Origin of the sequence: Parvibaculum sp. (genome assembly GCF_039680535.1) — a bacterium.
Classification (GTDB): Bacteria; Pseudomonadota; Alphaproteobacteria; order Parvibaculales; family Parvibaculaceae; genus Parvibaculum.
In genome coordinates, this window is the sequence record NZ_JBDKSS010000020.1 from 1 (window position 1) to 16930 (window position 16930).

Genomic DNA, 16930 nt, shown 5'->3' on the forward strand with positions numbered 1-16930 from the left:
TCATCGCTGCGGCTCCGCGCGCTCTGCGCTCGCGTCAGCCAGGAATGGAAGCCACTTCGCGAGACCCCGAGCGCCCCGCACAACCATGACACCGGCCATACCCCTCGGTGCTTCGCGACAAAGCCGAACTTCATATCGACTCCTTTGCGAAGTAGGCCGCGGCTTTTTTTAGGATGTCGCGCTCCGCCTTGAGCTTCGTCACCTCGCGGCGCAGCCGCTCGATCTCCAGTTGCTCGGGCTTCATCTGCCCGTGGCCGGGAAAGGCATGCGCCGGATCACCCGCCACATCCTTGATCCATTTGCGAAGCACGTTCTCGTGCACATCGAGGTCCCGGGCCGCTTGCGCGATCGTCACGCCTCGCTCCCTGACCAGCTTCACCGCCTCAAGCTTGAACTCGCGGCTGAATACCCTTCATCGCATAGTCTACCTCCAGTTCCATCATGACACCTAAACTTCGTGTCCGTGAAACCGGCAGCAGCCCAAGAGGATGTCCGGTGGGTCGTCGGGAATCTGTCGCCGCTCTTCTTGGCTTTCTTGACCAGTGTAGCGCCCGACAATCGGCTTGAGATCACTTGGCAGGCCGGACTGGGAGATGAACTTATCGATCTCGTTCATCTGGCTGTTGGCCAGTGCGTTCATCGGATAGACGATGATCGCGCTCGTTTTGCGTGCCCTCCCGGCCTTTCGCGCGCGGACGATCGCATCGACTATTGGCACGAAAAAGCAGAGCGACTTTCCCGAACCAGTGCCGGTTGTGACGACGTAGCTCTGGCCGGTGCGAGCCTTGGCGATGGACTGCGCCTGATGTCGATGAAACCGTATCGGCGTCGCGCCAAAACGGAAAATGCGACCAGTCGCTTCGTCGAGGTCGCCCGAAGCGACCGGATCATCCACTGTCGCTCCCTGAAGATAACGGGGATTGAGAGACAGAAGGGCGTCTGGCCAGAAGCGCCCAGCGTCGTATTGGTGATCGATTTCGGACTTCAGGTCGTCAGACCGAATGGTGCTGAAGGGCCGCGAGAAGCGGGCGTAGGAGTCGATCAAACGATGGTCGAATTTGAACGCCTTCATGGCATTTGCCCCCACAAACATGACAATGGCGCGGCCGCCAGTCGATCACTAAACGGTACGAAGTCTGCGCTGTCGTAGAGGACGACGCCAAAGGCGAAGCGGTCCCCGCAGGCCTCGGCAAGGGCTCGCAGGCCCGCGAAGTCGCTACTCTTAACGGTCGCGCTGGCCTTCACCTCGATGCCTACGATCGCCCCGTCATCGCGCTCGAGTACGATGTCGACCTCACGCATATCCCGGTCCCGGAAGTGATGAGGCGTCAGCCGCAAGTCAGAGCCTGTCATGAGTTTCAGTACCTCAGAGAACACGAAGCTCTCCAGCAGCGCGCCGAACGTCCCGCGATCTGCCTTGACCCGGTCGAAGGTGAGCCCGCGTATGGTTGCCAGCAGGCCGGAATCGAGGAAATGGAGCTTAGGTGTCTTGACGATCCGCTTCAGTGAATTGGTGAACCAGGGCTGCACGGTCGCAATCAGGAACACCTGTTCGAGCAGCCCCACATAACGCTGCCCCGTCTTGTGGCTGACGTTAATGCCGCCCCCGAACTGCGAATAGTTGACCAACTGGCCGGAGTGTTCGGCCAGTAGCCGCACGAACTTGGGAAGCTCAGTTAGCTTCTCCACCTCGGCGATGTCCCGCAGATCGCGGGTCAGGATTGATGTGACATAGGACCGTAACCAATCTTGCCGCCGCCGCTCGCTTTCGCGGCTGATCGCCTCGGGAAAGCCTCCGAGCAGGACGAGCTGGACAAGATCATCGCCGACGATCGCGTCTCGCTGGCTCCGGATCTTCCCTTCGAAGAGGCGCTCCAGGAAGGTCGCTGTCCGGCCTTCGATCTCGGCCCTGGCCAGCGGCAGCATCTGGATGGTTTCCATCCGGCCGGCCAGGCTGTCGGCGATTCGCGGCAGGGTCAGCACATTCGCTGAGCCGGTGAGCAGAAATCGACCCGGGCGATAGTCCTCATCGACTGTCTTTTTGACCGCCAGCAGCAGGTCGGGCGCGCGCTGGATTTCGTCGATGATGGCTCGGTCCAGGCCGCGAATGAAGCCGGCCGGATCGGATTGGGCGGCCTCAAGCACCGTCTGATCGTCGAGCGTGATATAGGTTCGACCGGCTTCCCCCATTTTTCGGGCGAGCGTGGTCTTGCCGGCCCGGCGTGGTCCCACGATCAGGACCACCGGGGTATCCGAAAGGGCCTCCTTCGCCCGCCGCTCTACAAACCGCTCGAACATGTAATCCCCGACCTCGGTCGATTGGGACTATCGCTGTCGGCTAATTGGAAGTCAATGGCCCGCTAACTGGGAGCTCGTAGACGGCAATCTGGAAGGACGGGAGGGGAAAGCCTTCCCCCTGGTCGGCGCCGGCGTCGCCGACACACCCCCTTCTGCGGGGACACCCCGCAACGCCCCCTAGAGTGAGAGTGCGGACCGGGTTTGCCGTGACGGGTTGAGGGCTGGAGGAGAGGCCTCCGGCGCCCGTCGCGGAGATCCGCGATGTCCAGCAAGACCGCTTCGGCACGCCCCGGCCATGACCGGACGAGCCTCTATGACGAAATCACCGGCAAGATCATCGCCGAGCTGGAGGCCGGCCGCGTGCCCTGGGTCCAGCCCTGGGGGACGGCCGCGGCGAAGGCGCCGCTCGCCATGCCGAAGAACGCCGCCACTGGCCGGCACTATTCGGGGATCAACGTCTTGATCCTCTGGGGCGCCGTGATCGAGCACGGCTTCCCCGCTCAGAGCTGGCTGACCTTTCGCCAGGCGCTCTCGCTCGGCGGCAATGTGCGCAAGGGCGAGCACGGCACAACCGTCGTCTATGCCGACCGCTTCGTGCCGGATGACGAGAGGCGACGCGCGCGAGAGACCGGCGAGGAAGCGACCGCGATCCCGTTCCTGAAGCGGTTCACCGTCTTCAACGCCGCCCAATGCGAAAACCTGCCGGCTGAGGTTGCGGCCGTTGCGCCACCCCCGCCACCGGGCCTGATCGAACCCAGGGTCGAGGCGCTAATCCGCGCGACCGGCGTCGACTTCCGCATCGGCGGTAACCGCGCCTTCTACGCGCCCGGCCCGGACTTCGTCATGGTCCCCCCGCCGCAGGCCTATTTCGAGCCGATCAACTGGCACCGCACGGCCCTGCACGAGCTGGGGCACGCCAGCGGCCATCCGTCCCGTCTCGGCCGCGATCTCGGCGGCGTGTTCGGCAGCAGGAAGTATGCGTTCGAGGAGCTGGTGGCGGAGATGAACGCCGCCTTCTGCTGTGCTTCGCTCGGCATCGTCCCGACCGTGCGCCACGCTGACTATATCGGCTCCTGGCTCGAGGTACTGCGCGAGGACAACCGCGCCGTCGTCCGCGCCGCCTCACAGGCCAGCAAAGCCGCGGACTGGATCCTCGGCTTCCTGCCCGACACCCAGAGCGCCGACACCACAGCACAGGAGGCGGCATGATGCTGGGCCTCCTCACACCAGCGGTCGTTAGCGACGCGCCTGCGTCGGAATCGATCCGGCTGCGCGTCCTCATGTCCGGGGTGTGAATGCCCGGAAATCCGGAAAAGCGGGAAGGCGGACTTCCGGCTTCGTGCTTTCTGGTTCGTCGGCTTGCGGCGCGGTCCGCCGAGAGGAAGAGGGCTGCGCCGGTTTTCGCGGCGGGTTGGAGGTCGAGAGAGAGTCTCTTGGCCGCCCGCCGCGGAGACTACTCCCATGGCTACTGCCGTTCAGAAGATCACCCTGTCGTCCTCACGCGACATTCCCTTCAACAAGCTGGTGCTCAGCCAGTCGAACGTCCGGCGCGTGAAGGCCGGCGTCTCAATCGAGGAGCTGGCCGAGGATATCGCCCGGCGCACCCTGCTCCAGGGCCTGAACGTCCGGCCGGTCCTCGACGCCGAGGGCGCCGAGACCGGCATGTTCGAGATCCCGGCCGGCGGCCGGCGCTACCGGGCGCTTGAACTGCTGGTGAAGCAGAAGCGTCTGGCCAAGACCGCGCCGGTTCCGTGCGTGGTCCGCGATCCCGCGACCGACATTCTCGGTGAGGACGACTCGCTGGCCGAGAATATCCAGCGCGCGCCGCTGCACCCGCTCGACCAGTTCCGCGCCTTCCAGGCCCTGCGCGAGAAGGGGCGCTCCGAGGAGGACATCGCGGCCGCCTTCTTCGTCGGTGTGAACGTCGTGAAGCAGCGCCTGCGCCTGGCGTCGGTCGCGCCGGCCTTGCTCGACGTCTATGCCGAGGACGGCATGTCGCTCGAGCAGCTCATGGCCTTCACTGTCACGGTCGACCATGCTCGCCAGGAGCAGGTCTGGCAGGCGATCTCTGGCTCCTGGCAGAAGGAGCCTTATCAGATCCGCCGCATGCTGACGGAGAAGGCGGTGCGCGCCTCCGACCGGCGGGCGGTATTCGTCGGTCTCGACGCCTATGAGGCGGCCGGCGGCGCGGTGCTGCGCGACCTGTTCCAGTCCGACGACGGGGGCTGGCTCGAAGACATCGCGCTGCTCGACGGCATGGTCGCCGAGAAACTGAAGGCCGAGGCGGAGACGGTCGCTGCCGAGGGGTGGAAGTGGATCGAGGTCGCCATCGACTTCCCCTACGGCCACACACAGGGCCTGCGCGAACTGGAGGGCGTCGCCGCCGACCTTTCCAGCGAGGAGCAGGCGATGATCGACGCGCTGAACGCCGAGCACGCCAAGTTGGAGGAGGCGTATGATGGCGCCGACGAGCTGCCCGATGAGGTGGACGAACGCCTCGGCGAGATCGAGGCGGCGCTCGCCGCCTTCGACAATCGGCCCGTCACCTATGATCCTGCCGACATCGCCCGCGCCGGCGTCTTCGTCAGCATCGACGCCGAAGGCGCCCTGTCGGTCCACCGCGGCTATGTCCGGCCGCAGGACGAGGCGCCCGTGGGCGAGCCGGAGCAGGACGGCGAGACCGATCCCGCGATGGCCGGGGCGCACGGCGCCGATCCCGACGCGCCCGTGATTCAGCGCGCCGTCATCACCATCGGCGGACAGATCGCCGGACCGGAGGATGAGGACGACGAGGACCTGAAGCCGCTTCCGGATCGCCTCGTGACCGAGCTGACCGCGGAGCGGACGCTGGCGCTGCGCGACAAGCTGGCGAACACGCCCGCAGTCGCGTTCCAGGCCGTGCTGCACAAGTTCTGCCTCGATGTCTTCTCCCGCTATTTCTCCTACGGGACGGCGATGGAGGTGTCGGTCCGCAGCGCCAGCTTCCCGGTACAGGCACAGGGGCTGAAGGACACGCCTGCAGCGAAGGCCATCGACGCGCGTCACAAGGTCTGGGAAGAGCGGCTGCCCAAGGACAAGGCCGATCTCTGGGACTGGCTCACCACCCTCACCGGCGAGGAGCAGGCAACGCTCTTCGCCCACTGCGCCTCTTTCGGCGTCAATGCGCTCTACGAGAAGGGCGACCGCTACGGCGCGGGCGTCTCGTCCCACACCGTCGAGCAGCGCATCGCCGAGGCCGATCGCCTAGCCCAGGCCGTCGATCTCGACATGGTGCAGGCCGGCTGGCGTCCGACCGTCGAGAACTTTCTCGGCCGGGTGCCCAAGCGCCGCATCCTCGAGGCGGTGCAGGAAGGCGCCGGCGAGCGGGCGGCTCAACTCATCGACCACTTGAAGAAGGGCGACATGGCCAAGGAGGCCGAACGGCTCCTGGCCCATACGGGCTGGCTGCCGGAGCCGCTGCGGATCGCCGCCGTGGACGACGCGCCAGTCGAAGCCACCGAAGCCGATGACGACGGCGAAGCGCTGCCGGAATTCCTCGCCGGCGACGACGAGGAAGCGGAAGCCGACGCGCCGCAGATGATCGCGGCCGAATAGCTCGCGTGCGGGGCGGCTTCGGCCGTCCCGCGCCCCTTTCCCCTTTTCAGCCGACCCGACCGCCCGGCCGTCGCGCCGGGCATTTTCGTTTCAGGAGGCCCTCATGACCGACATATCCGCTACTACCCCCGAGCCCGCTGCGCCGCTCTCCGACTGGGAGATGAAGGCGGTCGCCCAAGCCAAGCTCGAAACCGAACTGTTCACCCTCAACAAGGGCGCGTTGCTCGATGCGCTGGCGCTCGCCGGCGTCACGCGTGTCGTCGTCAGCTTCGACGGCTACGGCGATTCCGGTCAGATCGAGAATGTCGAAGTTCAGGCTGGAGACGATCAGGTCGCCATGCCTGGCGCAGCCATCGAATTCTCCGAGGCCATCTGGGATCAAGCCGAACCAAGGCGTTCGTCCGCCGGTATCGCCGCCGTCGTCGAGAGCCTGGCCTACGACGTTCTCGAAAAGACCCATTGCGGCTGGGAGAACAGCGACGGTGCTTACGGCGACGTCATCTTCGATGTCGCGGATGGGGTGATCACGCTCGACTACAACGAGCGCTACACCGCGTCCGAAAACTACACCCACGCCTTCTGAGGAGGCGATCATGGGACACTGCTATCACCACGCCCTCTCGTCGGTGAGGAAATGGGGCGGCGTCGCGGAAGACTATCTGCCGCTGCACCAGTGGTTCGATGAGTCGAAGGCGATCACCGCCGACTTCCGGCATCGGGCGCTCAGGCATCACGCCGAGGGCATCTTCATGCTCGAGCGCTTCTTTGGTCCGACGATCACCGTCTCGACGGGCCGCGTCGTTCCGGTGCGGCTTATCGGCGAGCAGCATGTGATCGAGGATCTCGGTTTCATCCCGAGCTTCGCCGACTGGGTGCGCTGCATTCGCCCCGAGCCGTGGATGGGCCGCGCGCAGCCAATCCACAAGTTGGTCGATCCCTTCGCCGCATCCGACGCAAACGCCGCCGAGATCAAGCCGCCGCAGCATCCCTAGCGGCAACCACCTTCGTTCCGTTTACCTGAGCCGGGCCTTGCCGGGCTTTCGCATGTCTGGAGACCGTCATGACCACGTTCACCGTCGAATCCACCTACCGCATTCCGATTTATCGCCAGCGCAGCTACCATGCCGACAGGCTGGCCGAAGCCTGCCGCCTCGCCATCGAAGACGATGACTGGGAGGGGCAGAAGGAGGACTACGAATCCGCCGGCGAGACCTATGTGACCGGCGCTTGGCCGGGCGACGTCACGCCCTACAGCGTGCCGGCGCTTTCGATCCCATCGCATTTCGGCGAGGCCCTTCAGCGCAAGGCCGAGCACTTCGAGGTTCTGCTCGGACTGCTCAAGGTCTTCGCGCTCCCGCCCGATGGCGGCCTGGCTGACGAGCCGTTCTGGCGCCAGCGGGTCCACGCCGCGATCGCGAAGGCCGAGGCGATCCTCGCAGGCGCACGCGATCCAGACGACGAAGGAGGCGCGTCATGACCGAATATGTAGTCAAGATTGCCTTCTGGCTGCGCGCCTTCGACAGCGTGACCATCGAAGCTGCGTCCGACGCGGAAGCGATCGAGAAGGCAAAAGTAGCCGCGACCGCCGCAATGGAATCGACTGCCTTCCCAGAACACATCGACACCGACGAGCGACGGGAAGGCGTCATCGCCTACATCGACCGGATCGCGCCGGACGGCCATGAGCCCGTCATCGAGGATGTCGAGTTCGACGACGACCGCATCCACGGTCCGCCCGTCGGCTGATCCCAACCACATCCGAACCCACCCGAAGCCCGGCCCCGCTGCCGGGCTTTCGCATTTCAAGGAGACTGACATGGCCGACTATTTCACCCATTTCTCGTGCCTGCTCGACGTCGGCACGCCCGAGAACGCGGCGCGCGCCCTCGACCTCTACGACAGCACGCCCGAGGACGAAGATGACCTTCGCCTCTCGGATGGGTTCGACCTTTCAATCCAGACGGAAGGTGGATCAGAACTGTGGATTCACGACGACTGCTCGGGAGACCCGGAGCGCGTGATCGCGTTTGTCCTGCTCTGCGCGGAGAAATTCGACCTCAAAGGCCTTTGGGGCTTCGAATACGCCAACACCTGCTCGAAGCCGCGCCTCGATGCCTTCGGCGGCGGCGCGCATGTGATCGACCTCGGCGCGCGCAAGAGCGTCGGCTGGACCAGCACCAACGAGTGGCTGTGCGGCGCCTTGGAAGGAGATGACCCCGATGCCTGAGATCATCGAAACCACGGTCTATCGCCTCGACGAACTCTCCGACGCGGTCAAGGAGAAGGCACGCGCCTGGTATCGGCAGGTCGCCTTCGACCATGACTGGTTCGAGTTCGTCTATGACGACTTCGAGTGTATCTGCGCGATCATCGGCGTCGACCTCAAGACCGTGCCGGTTCGCCTTTACGGTGGCGGCACACGGCAGAAGCCCTGCATCTGGTTTTCCGGCTTCTGGAGCCAGGGGGACGGCGCCTGTTTCGAAGGGCGCTACGGCTACGCAAAGGACGCGCCTCGGAAGATCCGCGACCATGCGCCGAAGGATGGCGAGCTTCACCAGATTGCCGACGCCCTGCAGGCGATCCAGCGCCGGAGCTTCTATCAGCTCCACGCCACCGTGAACCATCGCGATCGCTACTACCACGAATACTGTATGGCGATCTCGGTCGAGCGCGACAGCCCGACCGGCCAGGACATCACGGCCGACGCCGAAGAGATCGTCATCGAGGCGCTGCGCGATCTCGCGCGCTGGCTCTATCGCCAGCTCGAACGCGAATATGACTATCTGACCTCGGACGACGTCGTCGACGAGGCCATCACTGCCAACGCATATACCTTCACCGCGGCAGGCCTCCGGTTCGGCTGACGGCCAACACCTCGCCTTCCGAACCTCGCGACGCCGGCCCCGATCCCCGGGCTTGTCTTGCCTGGACGACGCGCGACGCCGGTCAACGGGCAGGCCGTTTCCGCGCAAAGCGCGTGACCGTCGCCGCTTCACGCCGTCCGTGGCCGAACCCGCCCAACGGATCGGAGGCGACGCAGATGTGCAAGGTTCTCAACAAGCGAGTGAATGGCGTCCCAGCCGGCGCCGTCTATATCGGCCGCGGCAGCAAATGGGGCAATCCGTTCCGGATCGGCCCTGACGGCGATCGGGCCGCCGTCATCGCGAAGCACGAACGCTGGCTGGCGGATCAGCACAATCTGCTGCGCGCGCTCGACGAACTGCGCGGCCGCGACCTCGTCTGCTTCTGCGCTCCGCTTCCCTGCCACGGCGACCTCCTACGTCGATTGGCGAACGCGACCCGCGACGAGCGGATCGCATGGTGGCGCGCCGTGAAGGCGGCGGCGTGATGAGAGGGAGAGGGCGGCCGGAACGGGTTTGAGCCGGTGCGGTCCGAGAGAGAGCGCCGGCCGGCTCGCCCGTTCCCGCTCTCCCGAGGCTCCCTTCATGAACGACCTTTCTCCGATCGCGGCCGACCAGGCCGCGCAGCCGTCGCCTGTCCATCGTCCCGACGCCCCCTGTTCGATCATCGCCGCCGCAGAGCGACTCCTCCCACATCTCGAGCGCGGCCAGCGCGTCGATGCCGCGATCCTTCGCGCCGCCATGGAAGCGGCTTTCGGCGCTTCCGACGCCTCGGGCGCCTGGGACTGGAAGACGGCTTATGACGCCTGCGAGGCCGGGACCGTCCTCTTCCTCCGCAAATACGGAAAGGCGTTGTTTCGCAAAGCCGACTCTCCGACTTCCCGGCTTTCCGCCTTGACCAAGATCGCCGGCCTTCTCCCCACCCACACCCGCCGCTCCGCCGAGAGCGAGGCCTTCCAGCAATTCTCAACGCCGACCCCGCTCGGCTTCGCGGCCCTGACCGCGGCGGCCATTGGGCCCGCTGATCGCGTGCTGGAGCCTTCGGCCGGAACCGGCCTGCTCGCTATCCTGGCCGAGATCGCCGGCGGCGCGCTCGTGCTGAACGAGCTGGCCGAGACCCGCTCGGCGCTGCTCACCTCCCTCTTTCCGGCCGTCTCCGTCGCACGCTTCGATGCCGCCCAGATCGACGATCACCTCGATCCCAGCGCGGTCCCGAGCGTCGTGTTGATGAACCCACCGTTCTCGGCGATGGCGAACGTCGCCGACCGCGTGGCCGACACCGCTTTTCGCCACATCGCTTCGGCGCTCGCGCGTCTCGCCGACGGCGGGCGGCTGGTGGCGATCACCGGCGCGAGCTTCGGGCCGGACACCCCGGCTTGGCACGACGCCTTCGTCCGGCTGCAGGAGCGCGGCCGCATCGTGTTCACGGCCGCGATCGACGGCGCGGTCTACGCCAAGCACGGCACTACCATCGACACGCGGCTGATCGTCATCGACAAGGCGCCCGCCGATAACCCGACCGGGCTGCCGCAATCGCGGGGCGTCGCGCCCGACGTCGCGACCTTGCTCGGCTGGATCGCGGAGCACGTTCCGGCGCGTCTCGCGCTCGCGCGGAGCCTCGCCATCCCTGTGTCGGCCGCTGCCACACCGCGGACCGTGCGCGGCTATCTCGCGCGCGCCGCTGCAGCGGCACCGGGCAAGCCGTCCGTCGTGGACCCGGAGGCGGTCGATCTCGGCTATGAGACGATCGACTGGACGCCGCCCGAGGGCGCGCGTCTAAGCGATGCGATCTATGAGGAATACCGGCTCCAATCGATCCGGATTCCCAGAGCCCAGGCGCATCCCACCAAGCTGGTGCAATCCGCCGCCATGTCCTCGGTCGCACCGCCAAAGCCGAGCTACCGGCCACGGCTGCCGATCAGTCTCGTCAGCGACGGTCTCCTGTCCGACGCCCAGCTCGAGACCGTGATCTATACCGGCGAAGCGCATGGCGACTACCTCGCCGGCGCCTGGACCGTGGACGAGACCTTCGATCTCGTCACCGCCGCTCGCGATGATGCGCCGAACGCCGTTCGCTTTCGCCGCGGCTTCATGCTGGGCGACGGCACCGGCGCCGGCAAAGGCCGCCAGTCGGCTGGCATCATCTTGGACAACTGGCTGAAGGGTCGCCGCAAGGCAGTCTGGATCTCCAAGTCTGACAAGCTGCTCGAGGACGCCCAGCGCGACTGGTCGGCGCTCGGCATGGAGCGTCTGCTCATCACGCCGCTCTCGCGCTTCCCCCAGGGCAAGCCGATCCGCCTTGCCGAAGGCGTCCTATTTTTAACCTACGCTACGCTGCGGTCCGACGACCGCGGCGAGAAGCTTTCGCGCGTCCGCCAGATCGTCGAATGGTTGGGCTCCGACTTCGACGGAGTGATCATTTTCGACGAGAGCCATGCCATGCAGAACGCCGGTGGCGGCAAGGGCGAACGCGGCGATGTCGCGCCCTCCCAGCAGGGCCGCGCGGGCTTGCGCCTGCAGCACGCGCTGCCGGACGCGCGCGTGGTCTATGTCTCGGCCACCGGCGCGACCACCGTCCACAATCTCGCCTATGCCCAGCGGCTCGGCCTCTGGGGCGGCGAGGACTTCCCCTTCGCCACCCGCGCGGAGTTCGTGGAGGCGATCGAGGATGGCGGTGTCGCCGCCATGGAAGTGCTCGCCCGCGATCTGCGTTCGCTCGGTCTCTACACGGCCCGCTCGCTCTCCTATGACGGCGTCGAATACGAGCTGATCGAGCACCCGCTCACCGACGAGCAGCGGCGCATCTACGACGCCTATGCCGGCGCCTTCGCGATCATCCACAACCATCTCGACGCCGCGATGCAGGCCGCCAACATCACCGACGAGAGCGGCACGCTGAACGCCCAGGCGAAGTCGGCGGCCCGCTCGGCTTTCGAGAGCGCCAAGCAGCGCTTCTTCGGCCATCTGCTGACCTCAATGAAGACGCCGACGCTGATCCGTTCGATCGATCAGGACCTAGCGGCCGGCCATGCCGCCGTGGTGCAGATCGTTTCGACCGGCGAGGCCCTGATGGAGCGTCGGCTCGCCGAGATTCCGACCGAGGAATGGAACGACATCCGCGTCGACATCACGCCGCGCGAGTACGTTCTCGACTACCTCGCTCATTCCTTCCCCGTGCAACTCTACGAGCCGTTCACCGACAGCGAGGGCAATCTCTCATCCCGGCCCGTCTTTCGGGACGGCCAGCCCGTCGAGAGCCGCGAGGCCGTCGCCCGCCGCAACGAGCTGATCGAGCGGCTGGCTTCGCTGCCGCCGGTGCCCGGCGCGCTCGACCAGATCGTCCAGCGCTTCGGCACGGATCTCGTCGCCGAAGTGACCGGACGCTCGCGCCGCGTCGTGCGCAAGGGCGACCGCCTCGTCGTCGAGAACCGCGCCGCTTCTGCCAACCTCGCCGAGACCGCCTCCTTCATGGACGACCTGAAGCGCATCCTCGTCTTCTCGGAGGCGGGCGGGACGGGCCGGAGTTACCACGCCGAGCTGTCGGCGCGGAACCGCCGCCTGCGCGTCCACTATTTGCTCGAACCCGGCTGGAAGGCCGACGCCGCGATCCAGGGGCTCGGGCGGACCAACCGCACCAACCAGGCGCAGCCGCCGCTCTTCCGGCCGATCGCCACCGACGTGAAGGCCGAGAAGCGCTTCCTCTCGACCATCGCCCGCCGCTTGGACACGCTGGGCGCCATCACCCGCGGCCAGCGCCAGACCGGCGGACAGGGATTGTTCAGGCCCGAGGACAATCTCGAATCCCACTATGCCCGCGACGCGTTGCGCCAGCTCTACCTCCTGCTTGTACGCGGCAAGATCGAAGATTGCTCGCTCCAGATGTTCGAGGACGCCACCGGCCTCAAGCTCATGGACGCCAACGGCATCAGGGACGAGCTGCCGCCGATCACGACCTTCCTCAACCGCCTGCTGGCGCTGACCATCGAGCTGCAGGGCGTGCTCTTCACGGCGTTCGAGCAGTTGCTGAACGCCAAGATCGAGGGCGCCATCGCCAGCGGCGTCTATGACGCCGGCCTGGAGACGCTGCGGGCCGAAAGCTTCGTCGTCACCGATCGCCGCGCGATCTACACCCATCCTGCCACGGGCGCGGAGACCCGGCTGCTCACCATCACCGAGCGTCGGCGCAATCGTCCGGTGACGCTCGACGAGGCGCTCGATCACCTCGCCGATCCCCGCGCGATGCTGCTGATCAACGAGCGCTCGGGCCGGGCCGCCGTGCAGATCCCGGCACCGAGCCTGATGCTCGACGATGGCGAGATCGAACGCCGCGTTCGGCTGATCCGGCCGATGGAACACCATCACGCCTCGCTGAAGATGATGGACGAGAGCCATTGGCAGGCGGCCGACCGCGAGGCGTTCGCGGCGGCATGGGCTCGCGAAGTGTCGGAGGTCCCCGAGTTTGCCGACAGCACGATCCACATCGTCGCCGGCTTGCTGTTACCGATCTGGAAGCGCCTGCCGAACGAGTCGACGCGCGTCTATCGGCTCCAGACCGACGCGGGCGAACGCATTATCGGCCGCAGGGTTTCTCCGGCCTGGGCCGCGAACGCCTCGTTGACCGGGTCCGCCACCCTGACACCGGATGCGGCCTTTGCGGCGCTGATCGAGGGGCGCACCGTTCTCGACCTCGCCGAGGGCTTGCAGCTCCATCGGGTGCGGGTCATGGGCGCACACCGCATCGAGCTGTCAGGCTTCGCCGACACCATGCGCGATCGCCTGCGCGCCTACGGCCTCTTCAGCGAGATCATCTCCTGGAAGCTGCGCATGTTCGTGCCGACGGATGCGACCGGCGGCGGTGTGCTGACGAAGGTGCTCGACCAATATCCGGTCGAGCGCATCGGCGAGCGGGAAGCCGCGTGATGGCCCGCCACGATGCATCCGAACTGGCCAACCGTCTCGCGCGCGACGCCGAGGCAGTGTGCCGACATTACCTCTCCGCCGGGCGGCGGGAGGGCGGTTACTGGCTGGTGGGCGACGTCCGCAACGCGGCGGGCCGCTCGATGTTCGTCAGGCTCAAAGAGACGATGAAGGGGCCTGCAGGCAAATGGACCGACGCCGCGACCGGCGAGCATGGCGACCTGCTCGACGTCATCCGGGAGAGCTGCGGCCTCGTCGACTTCAAGGACGTCGCCGACGAGGCGCGTTCGTTCCTCAGCCTGCCGCGCCCTGAGCCGGAACCGGATCGTCCGCGATCGCGCACGCCGACTACTCCAACAGGATCACCGGAAGCGGCGCGGCGACTGTTCGCCATGTCGCTGCCGCTGTCTCGTACTCTCGTAGAAGCGTATCTCCGCAATCGCGGCATTACGGCTTTGCACGGAACCGGAGCGCTCCGCTTCCACCCGCGCTGCTACTATCGGCCTGACGACCATAGCCCCACCGAGACCTGGCCGGCGATGATCGCTTCCGTCACCGATCTCGCGGGCCATCTCACCGGGGCGCATCGCACCTGGCTCGATCCGGGCGGCTTCTCCGAGGCGACGCTCGGCAAGGCGCCGATCGACACCCCGAGGCGGGCGATGGGCGACTTGCTCGGTCACGCCGTTCGATTTGGCGTGGCGGGCGAGGTGATGGCGGCCGGCGAGGGCATCGAGACGATGCTGTCGTTCAGGTGTGTCCTTCCCGCCATGCCGATGGTCGCAGCGCTCTCGGCAGCGCATCTCTCCGCCATCCTGTTCCCGGACACGCTGCGCCGACTCTACATCGCCCGCGACGATGATCCGGCCGGCGATGGCGCGATGGCGACATTGGTTGACCGGGCGCAGGAGGTCGGGATCGAGGCGATCGTGATCTCGCCACGGCTCGGCGACTTCAACGAGGATCTCCGCCTGCTCGGGATCGACGCGCTTCGAGCGGCCAGCCGGGTGCAGATCGCGGCACAGGACGTCGCCCGCTTCATGGAGCTGGCGGCCTAGCCGGAATGGGGATGGGGCGCGCGCAGCGGCGTCGCCACAGGGTCGGCGGTCATGCTTTCCCTCAGCGTCGGAGAGGACCACGCCCACGGCCTTCTGAGAGGGCGATCGGGCAGCAAGCGGCCCGGACCGGCAACCTTGTGGGCCGACTATTTTCCGTCGGCGGCGGAGCCGCCTTTACATCGCGAGACAAAATAGTCGGCCCCCTTCGGTCCTCCGCCGAGGCTTCGGCCCACAGCTCGCGCTGCGGGTGCAAGTCCGTTCCGCCCGCCGCCTTCGTCGCCATGAAGGCCGCGATGGGCGCGGCCGATCCGACAAGGAAAGCCGCGATGACCACCGACCACGACGACGATTTCGAGCCGCACCACAGCTCATCCCCAACCGACCAGGTCCTCCATGAACTCCAGCTCTATGGCTACCGCCCCTTCAACGACGAGCCCGATCCCAGGCCGCTTCCCGAAGCGAACATCCTCGCCGGCAGCATCTCCGACATCTTCGATGCCCTCGTGGTGGCGCTTGCTGACACTCGCCTCGAACCCGACCTCGACGACCTGCTCTGGTCGACGGTGAACGTCTTCCATCGCGCCATCGAACGGATCGAACGCGAACTCGACGACAACGAGCTGGCCCAGCAGCGCTCGCAGCGGGAACAGGACGGCAGCGAGGTCAAATCCGTCGAGCTGGAACGCCTGACGGCGGAAGGCCAGACGCTCATCGAACGCCGCAACGCGTTCGAGCTGATGCGCGATCAAGCGGCCGACCAATTCGAGCATCACACCCATTCGGCCTGGCGGCCGCGCAACGGCTCGAAGGTCAACCATCGCAATCTGACCTCGGCGATGATCGACAGCCGCGACTTCCTGGCGGCGAAGAAGCGCGCGGCGAACCAGGTGCTCATCCCCCCGGGTCCGAAGGTCGCACTCACCGGCGGGCTCGACTTCAACGACCACCGGCTGGTCTGGGCGAAGCTCGATCAGGTCCACGCCAAGCACCCGGACATGGTGCTGCTGCACGGCGGATCGCCCAAGGGCGCCGAGCTGATTGCCGCCAAATGGGCCGACAACCGCAAGGTCACGCAGATCGCCTTCAAACCCGACTGGACGAAGCACGCCAAGGCCGCACCGTTCAAGCGCAACGACACATTGCTGGAGACCCTGCCGATCGGCGTCCTGCACTTCCCTGGCACCGGCATCCAGGACAACCTCGCCGACAAGGCGAAGAAGCTCGGCATCCCGGTCTGGAAGTTCGGCGGCGCGTGAGCGCCGCCTTTTCTCAATACGTATCGACGTCGAACCGCAAAGGCGGATCACCGGCTTTCCGCAAGACCGCTTTTCAGTCCGGTTCACCCGTGACGGCGATCCGGGCCGCACGAGCATAGTGCGCCAACTCCGTATCGTTCTCGATCAGGCCGTCGAGGAGCGCCTTCATGTCGCCCTGATCGGACGCCGATTGAAAAGGCCCTGGCTGCCGCTCGATCGCCAACACCGCAATGGCGAGCGCCTTCTTCACCAGGTGCAGGTCGCGTCCCGTGAACTCCGCCATGCCGCGCACCTCGACCGTCACTTCGTCTCGAGAGCACACCTTAGCTGATCGGCCTGCGCACCGTGAGGGTGACGAGGTTCCAGCCGCTGGCGGCGGGCTTTCAGACGCGGCTCCTGCCGGCGGTCGCCATCCCTGCGTCTATCAGCGCTGATCCTTGGTCCGTCCGCGGTCCTGACGCCATCAACCCGCAAGGGGTCGGCTTACGCTGAAGCGTGCCGCCGCTCTGTCTTCGCCTTCGCGGTGATTGCGGCCCTCGGCCGGACACATCGGGCGCCTGTCGCGCGGGGATGCCCCCGCCTCAGCACAGGAGCCGGATCAATGTCTCAAGCCCTCGCATTCGCCAACGGCTGGAACCTCGCCACCACCCTCATGGTCTGCGTCGTCGTCTTCCATGCTGACGCTGGCAACTTCGGCGTCATGCTGGCCGCCGAATATGACGGCGATCCCGCCGCCGTCATCCACGAATTCGACCCCTTCCAACCATGAAGGGGCGAACCACCACGAAAGCTGAACCTCAGAGCGCCAGTGGGATTTCTGCTCCCGCCGGCGCCTGTTTGCGGCTATATTCGTGGTCGCGCCGTGGTGGTGGTGGAAGGCGCGACCGTCAGACCCCTATCTCACGGAGCGCACCGCCATGATCATCTTCGGACCACTGCTCGTCAT

The 16930-nt window shown here is 66.3% G+C and carries 16 protein-coding genes and 1 pseudogene; 13 read left to right on the forward strand and 4 right to left on the reverse strand.

The genetic code is table 11. The annotated features are described in order from the left end of the window. The 3 genes and pseudogenes from ABFC66_RS13830 to ABFC66_RS13840 all read right to left on the reverse strand — a co-directional run. Positions 1–379, reverse strand: a pseudogene (locus tag ABFC66_RS13830) (transposase); the annotation flags it as partial. A 69-nt stretch (positions 380–448) separates the two neighbouring features. After that, positions 449–1072 carry a DEAD/DEAH box helicase gene (locus ABFC66_RS13835; RefSeq protein WP_346741555.1) on the reverse strand — a complete coding sequence of 208 codons (624 nt, stop codon included), beginning with the start codon at positions 1070–1072 and terminating at the stop codon, positions 449–451. Beyond that, positions 1069–2298: an ATP-binding protein gene (locus tag ABFC66_RS13840; protein WP_346741556.1), complete on the reverse strand. Its 1230-nt coding sequence runs from the start codon at positions 2296–2298 to the stop codon at positions 1069–1071. The genes ABFC66_RS13835 and ABFC66_RS13840 overlap by 4 nt, the downstream gene beginning before the upstream one ends. Before the next feature lie 261 nt (positions 2299–2559). Between ABFC66_RS13840 and ABFC66_RS13845 the strand changes: the two genes are divergently transcribed. The 12 genes from ABFC66_RS13845 (at position 2560) to ABFC66_RS13900 (ending at position 15984) form a co-directional block, all read left to right on the forward strand. Beyond that, positions 2560–3507, forward strand: a complete 948-nt coding sequence (locus ABFC66_RS13845) for a zincin-like metallopeptidase domain-containing protein (RefSeq protein ID WP_346741557.1) — start codon at positions 2560–2562, stop codon at positions 3505–3507. Between the two features lie 252 nt (positions 3508–3759). Next, on the forward strand, positions 3760–5892 hold the full coding sequence (locus ABFC66_RS13850) for a ParB N-terminal domain-containing protein (protein ID WP_346741558.1): 2133 nt from the start codon (positions 3760–3762) through the stop codon (positions 5890–5892). 103 nt (positions 5893–5995) lie between these two features. After that, a complete protein-coding gene (locus ABFC66_RS13855; protein WP_293461989.1) occupies positions 5996–6475 on the forward strand; it encodes a DUF6878 family protein in 480 nt (159 codons plus the stop codon). Positions 6476–6485: 10 nt separating this feature from the next. Beyond that, positions 6486–6884 carry a hypothetical protein gene (locus ABFC66_RS13860; protein ID WP_293461987.1) on the forward strand — a complete coding sequence of 133 codons (399 nt, stop codon included), beginning with the start codon at positions 6486–6488 and terminating at the stop codon, positions 6882–6884. A 68-nt stretch (positions 6885–6952) separates the two neighbouring features. Further along, positions 6953–7369: a hypothetical protein gene (locus ABFC66_RS13865; RefSeq protein WP_293461985.1), complete on the forward strand. Its 417-nt coding sequence runs from the start codon at positions 6953–6955 to the stop codon at positions 7367–7369. Further along, the gene (locus tag ABFC66_RS13870; protein WP_293461983.1) at positions 7366–7638 is read left to right on the forward strand and encodes a hypothetical protein; all 273 of its coding nucleotides are present in this window, start codon (positions 7366–7368) and stop codon (positions 7636–7638) included. Before ABFC66_RS13865 ends, ABFC66_RS13870 begins: the two co-directional genes overlap by 4 nt. A 70-nt stretch (positions 7639–7708) precedes the next feature. After that, positions 7709–8119 (forward strand): hypothetical protein, encoded by a 411-nt coding sequence (locus tag ABFC66_RS13875; RefSeq protein ID WP_293461981.1) that lies wholly within the window; start codon positions 7709–7711, stop codon positions 8117–8119. Then, positions 8112–8756, forward strand: coding sequence for an antitoxin of toxin-antitoxin stability system (locus ABFC66_RS13880; protein WP_346741559.1), 645 nt, complete (start codon positions 8112–8114; stop codon positions 8754–8756). Before ABFC66_RS13875 ends, ABFC66_RS13880 begins: the two co-directional genes overlap by 8 nt. 176 nt (positions 8757–8932) lie before the next feature. After that, on the forward strand, positions 8933–9241 hold the full coding sequence (locus ABFC66_RS13885; RefSeq protein WP_346741560.1) for a DUF4326 domain-containing protein: 309 nt from the start codon (positions 8933–8935) through the stop codon (positions 9239–9241). A gap of 97 nt (positions 9242–9338) precedes the next feature. Continuing rightward, a complete protein-coding gene (locus ABFC66_RS13890; RefSeq protein ID WP_346741561.1) occupies positions 9339–13673 on the forward strand; it encodes a strawberry notch-like NTP hydrolase domain-containing protein in 4335 nt (1444 codons plus the stop codon). Next, entirely contained in the window at positions 13673–14728 is a 1056-nt protein-coding gene (locus tag ABFC66_RS13895; protein ID WP_346741562.1) for a toprim domain-containing protein, read from the forward strand. The genes ABFC66_RS13890 and ABFC66_RS13895 overlap by 1 nt, the downstream gene beginning before the upstream one ends. A gap of 326 nt (positions 14729–15054) precedes the next feature. Beyond that, positions 15055–15984 carry a DUF2493 domain-containing protein gene (locus tag ABFC66_RS13900; RefSeq protein ID WP_293462010.1) on the forward strand — a complete coding sequence of 310 codons (930 nt, stop codon included), beginning with the start codon at positions 15055–15057 and terminating at the stop codon, positions 15982–15984. Positions 15985–16057: 73 nt separating this feature from the next. On the opposite strand, the gene ABFC66_RS13905 is transcribed toward ABFC66_RS13900, so the two are convergent. Next, positions 16058–16288, reverse strand: a complete 231-nt coding sequence (locus tag ABFC66_RS13905) for a hypothetical protein (protein ID WP_346741563.1) — start codon at positions 16286–16288, stop codon at positions 16058–16060. Positions 16289–16585: 297 nt separating this feature from the next. Here ABFC66_RS13905 and ABFC66_RS13910 point away from each other — a divergent pair, with 297 nt between their 5' ends. Then, positions 16586–16753 carry a hypothetical protein gene (locus ABFC66_RS13910; RefSeq protein ID WP_346741564.1) on the forward strand — a complete coding sequence of 56 codons (168 nt, stop codon included), beginning with the start codon at positions 16586–16588 and terminating at the stop codon, positions 16751–16753. Positions 16754–16930: the final 177 nt, after the last annotated feature.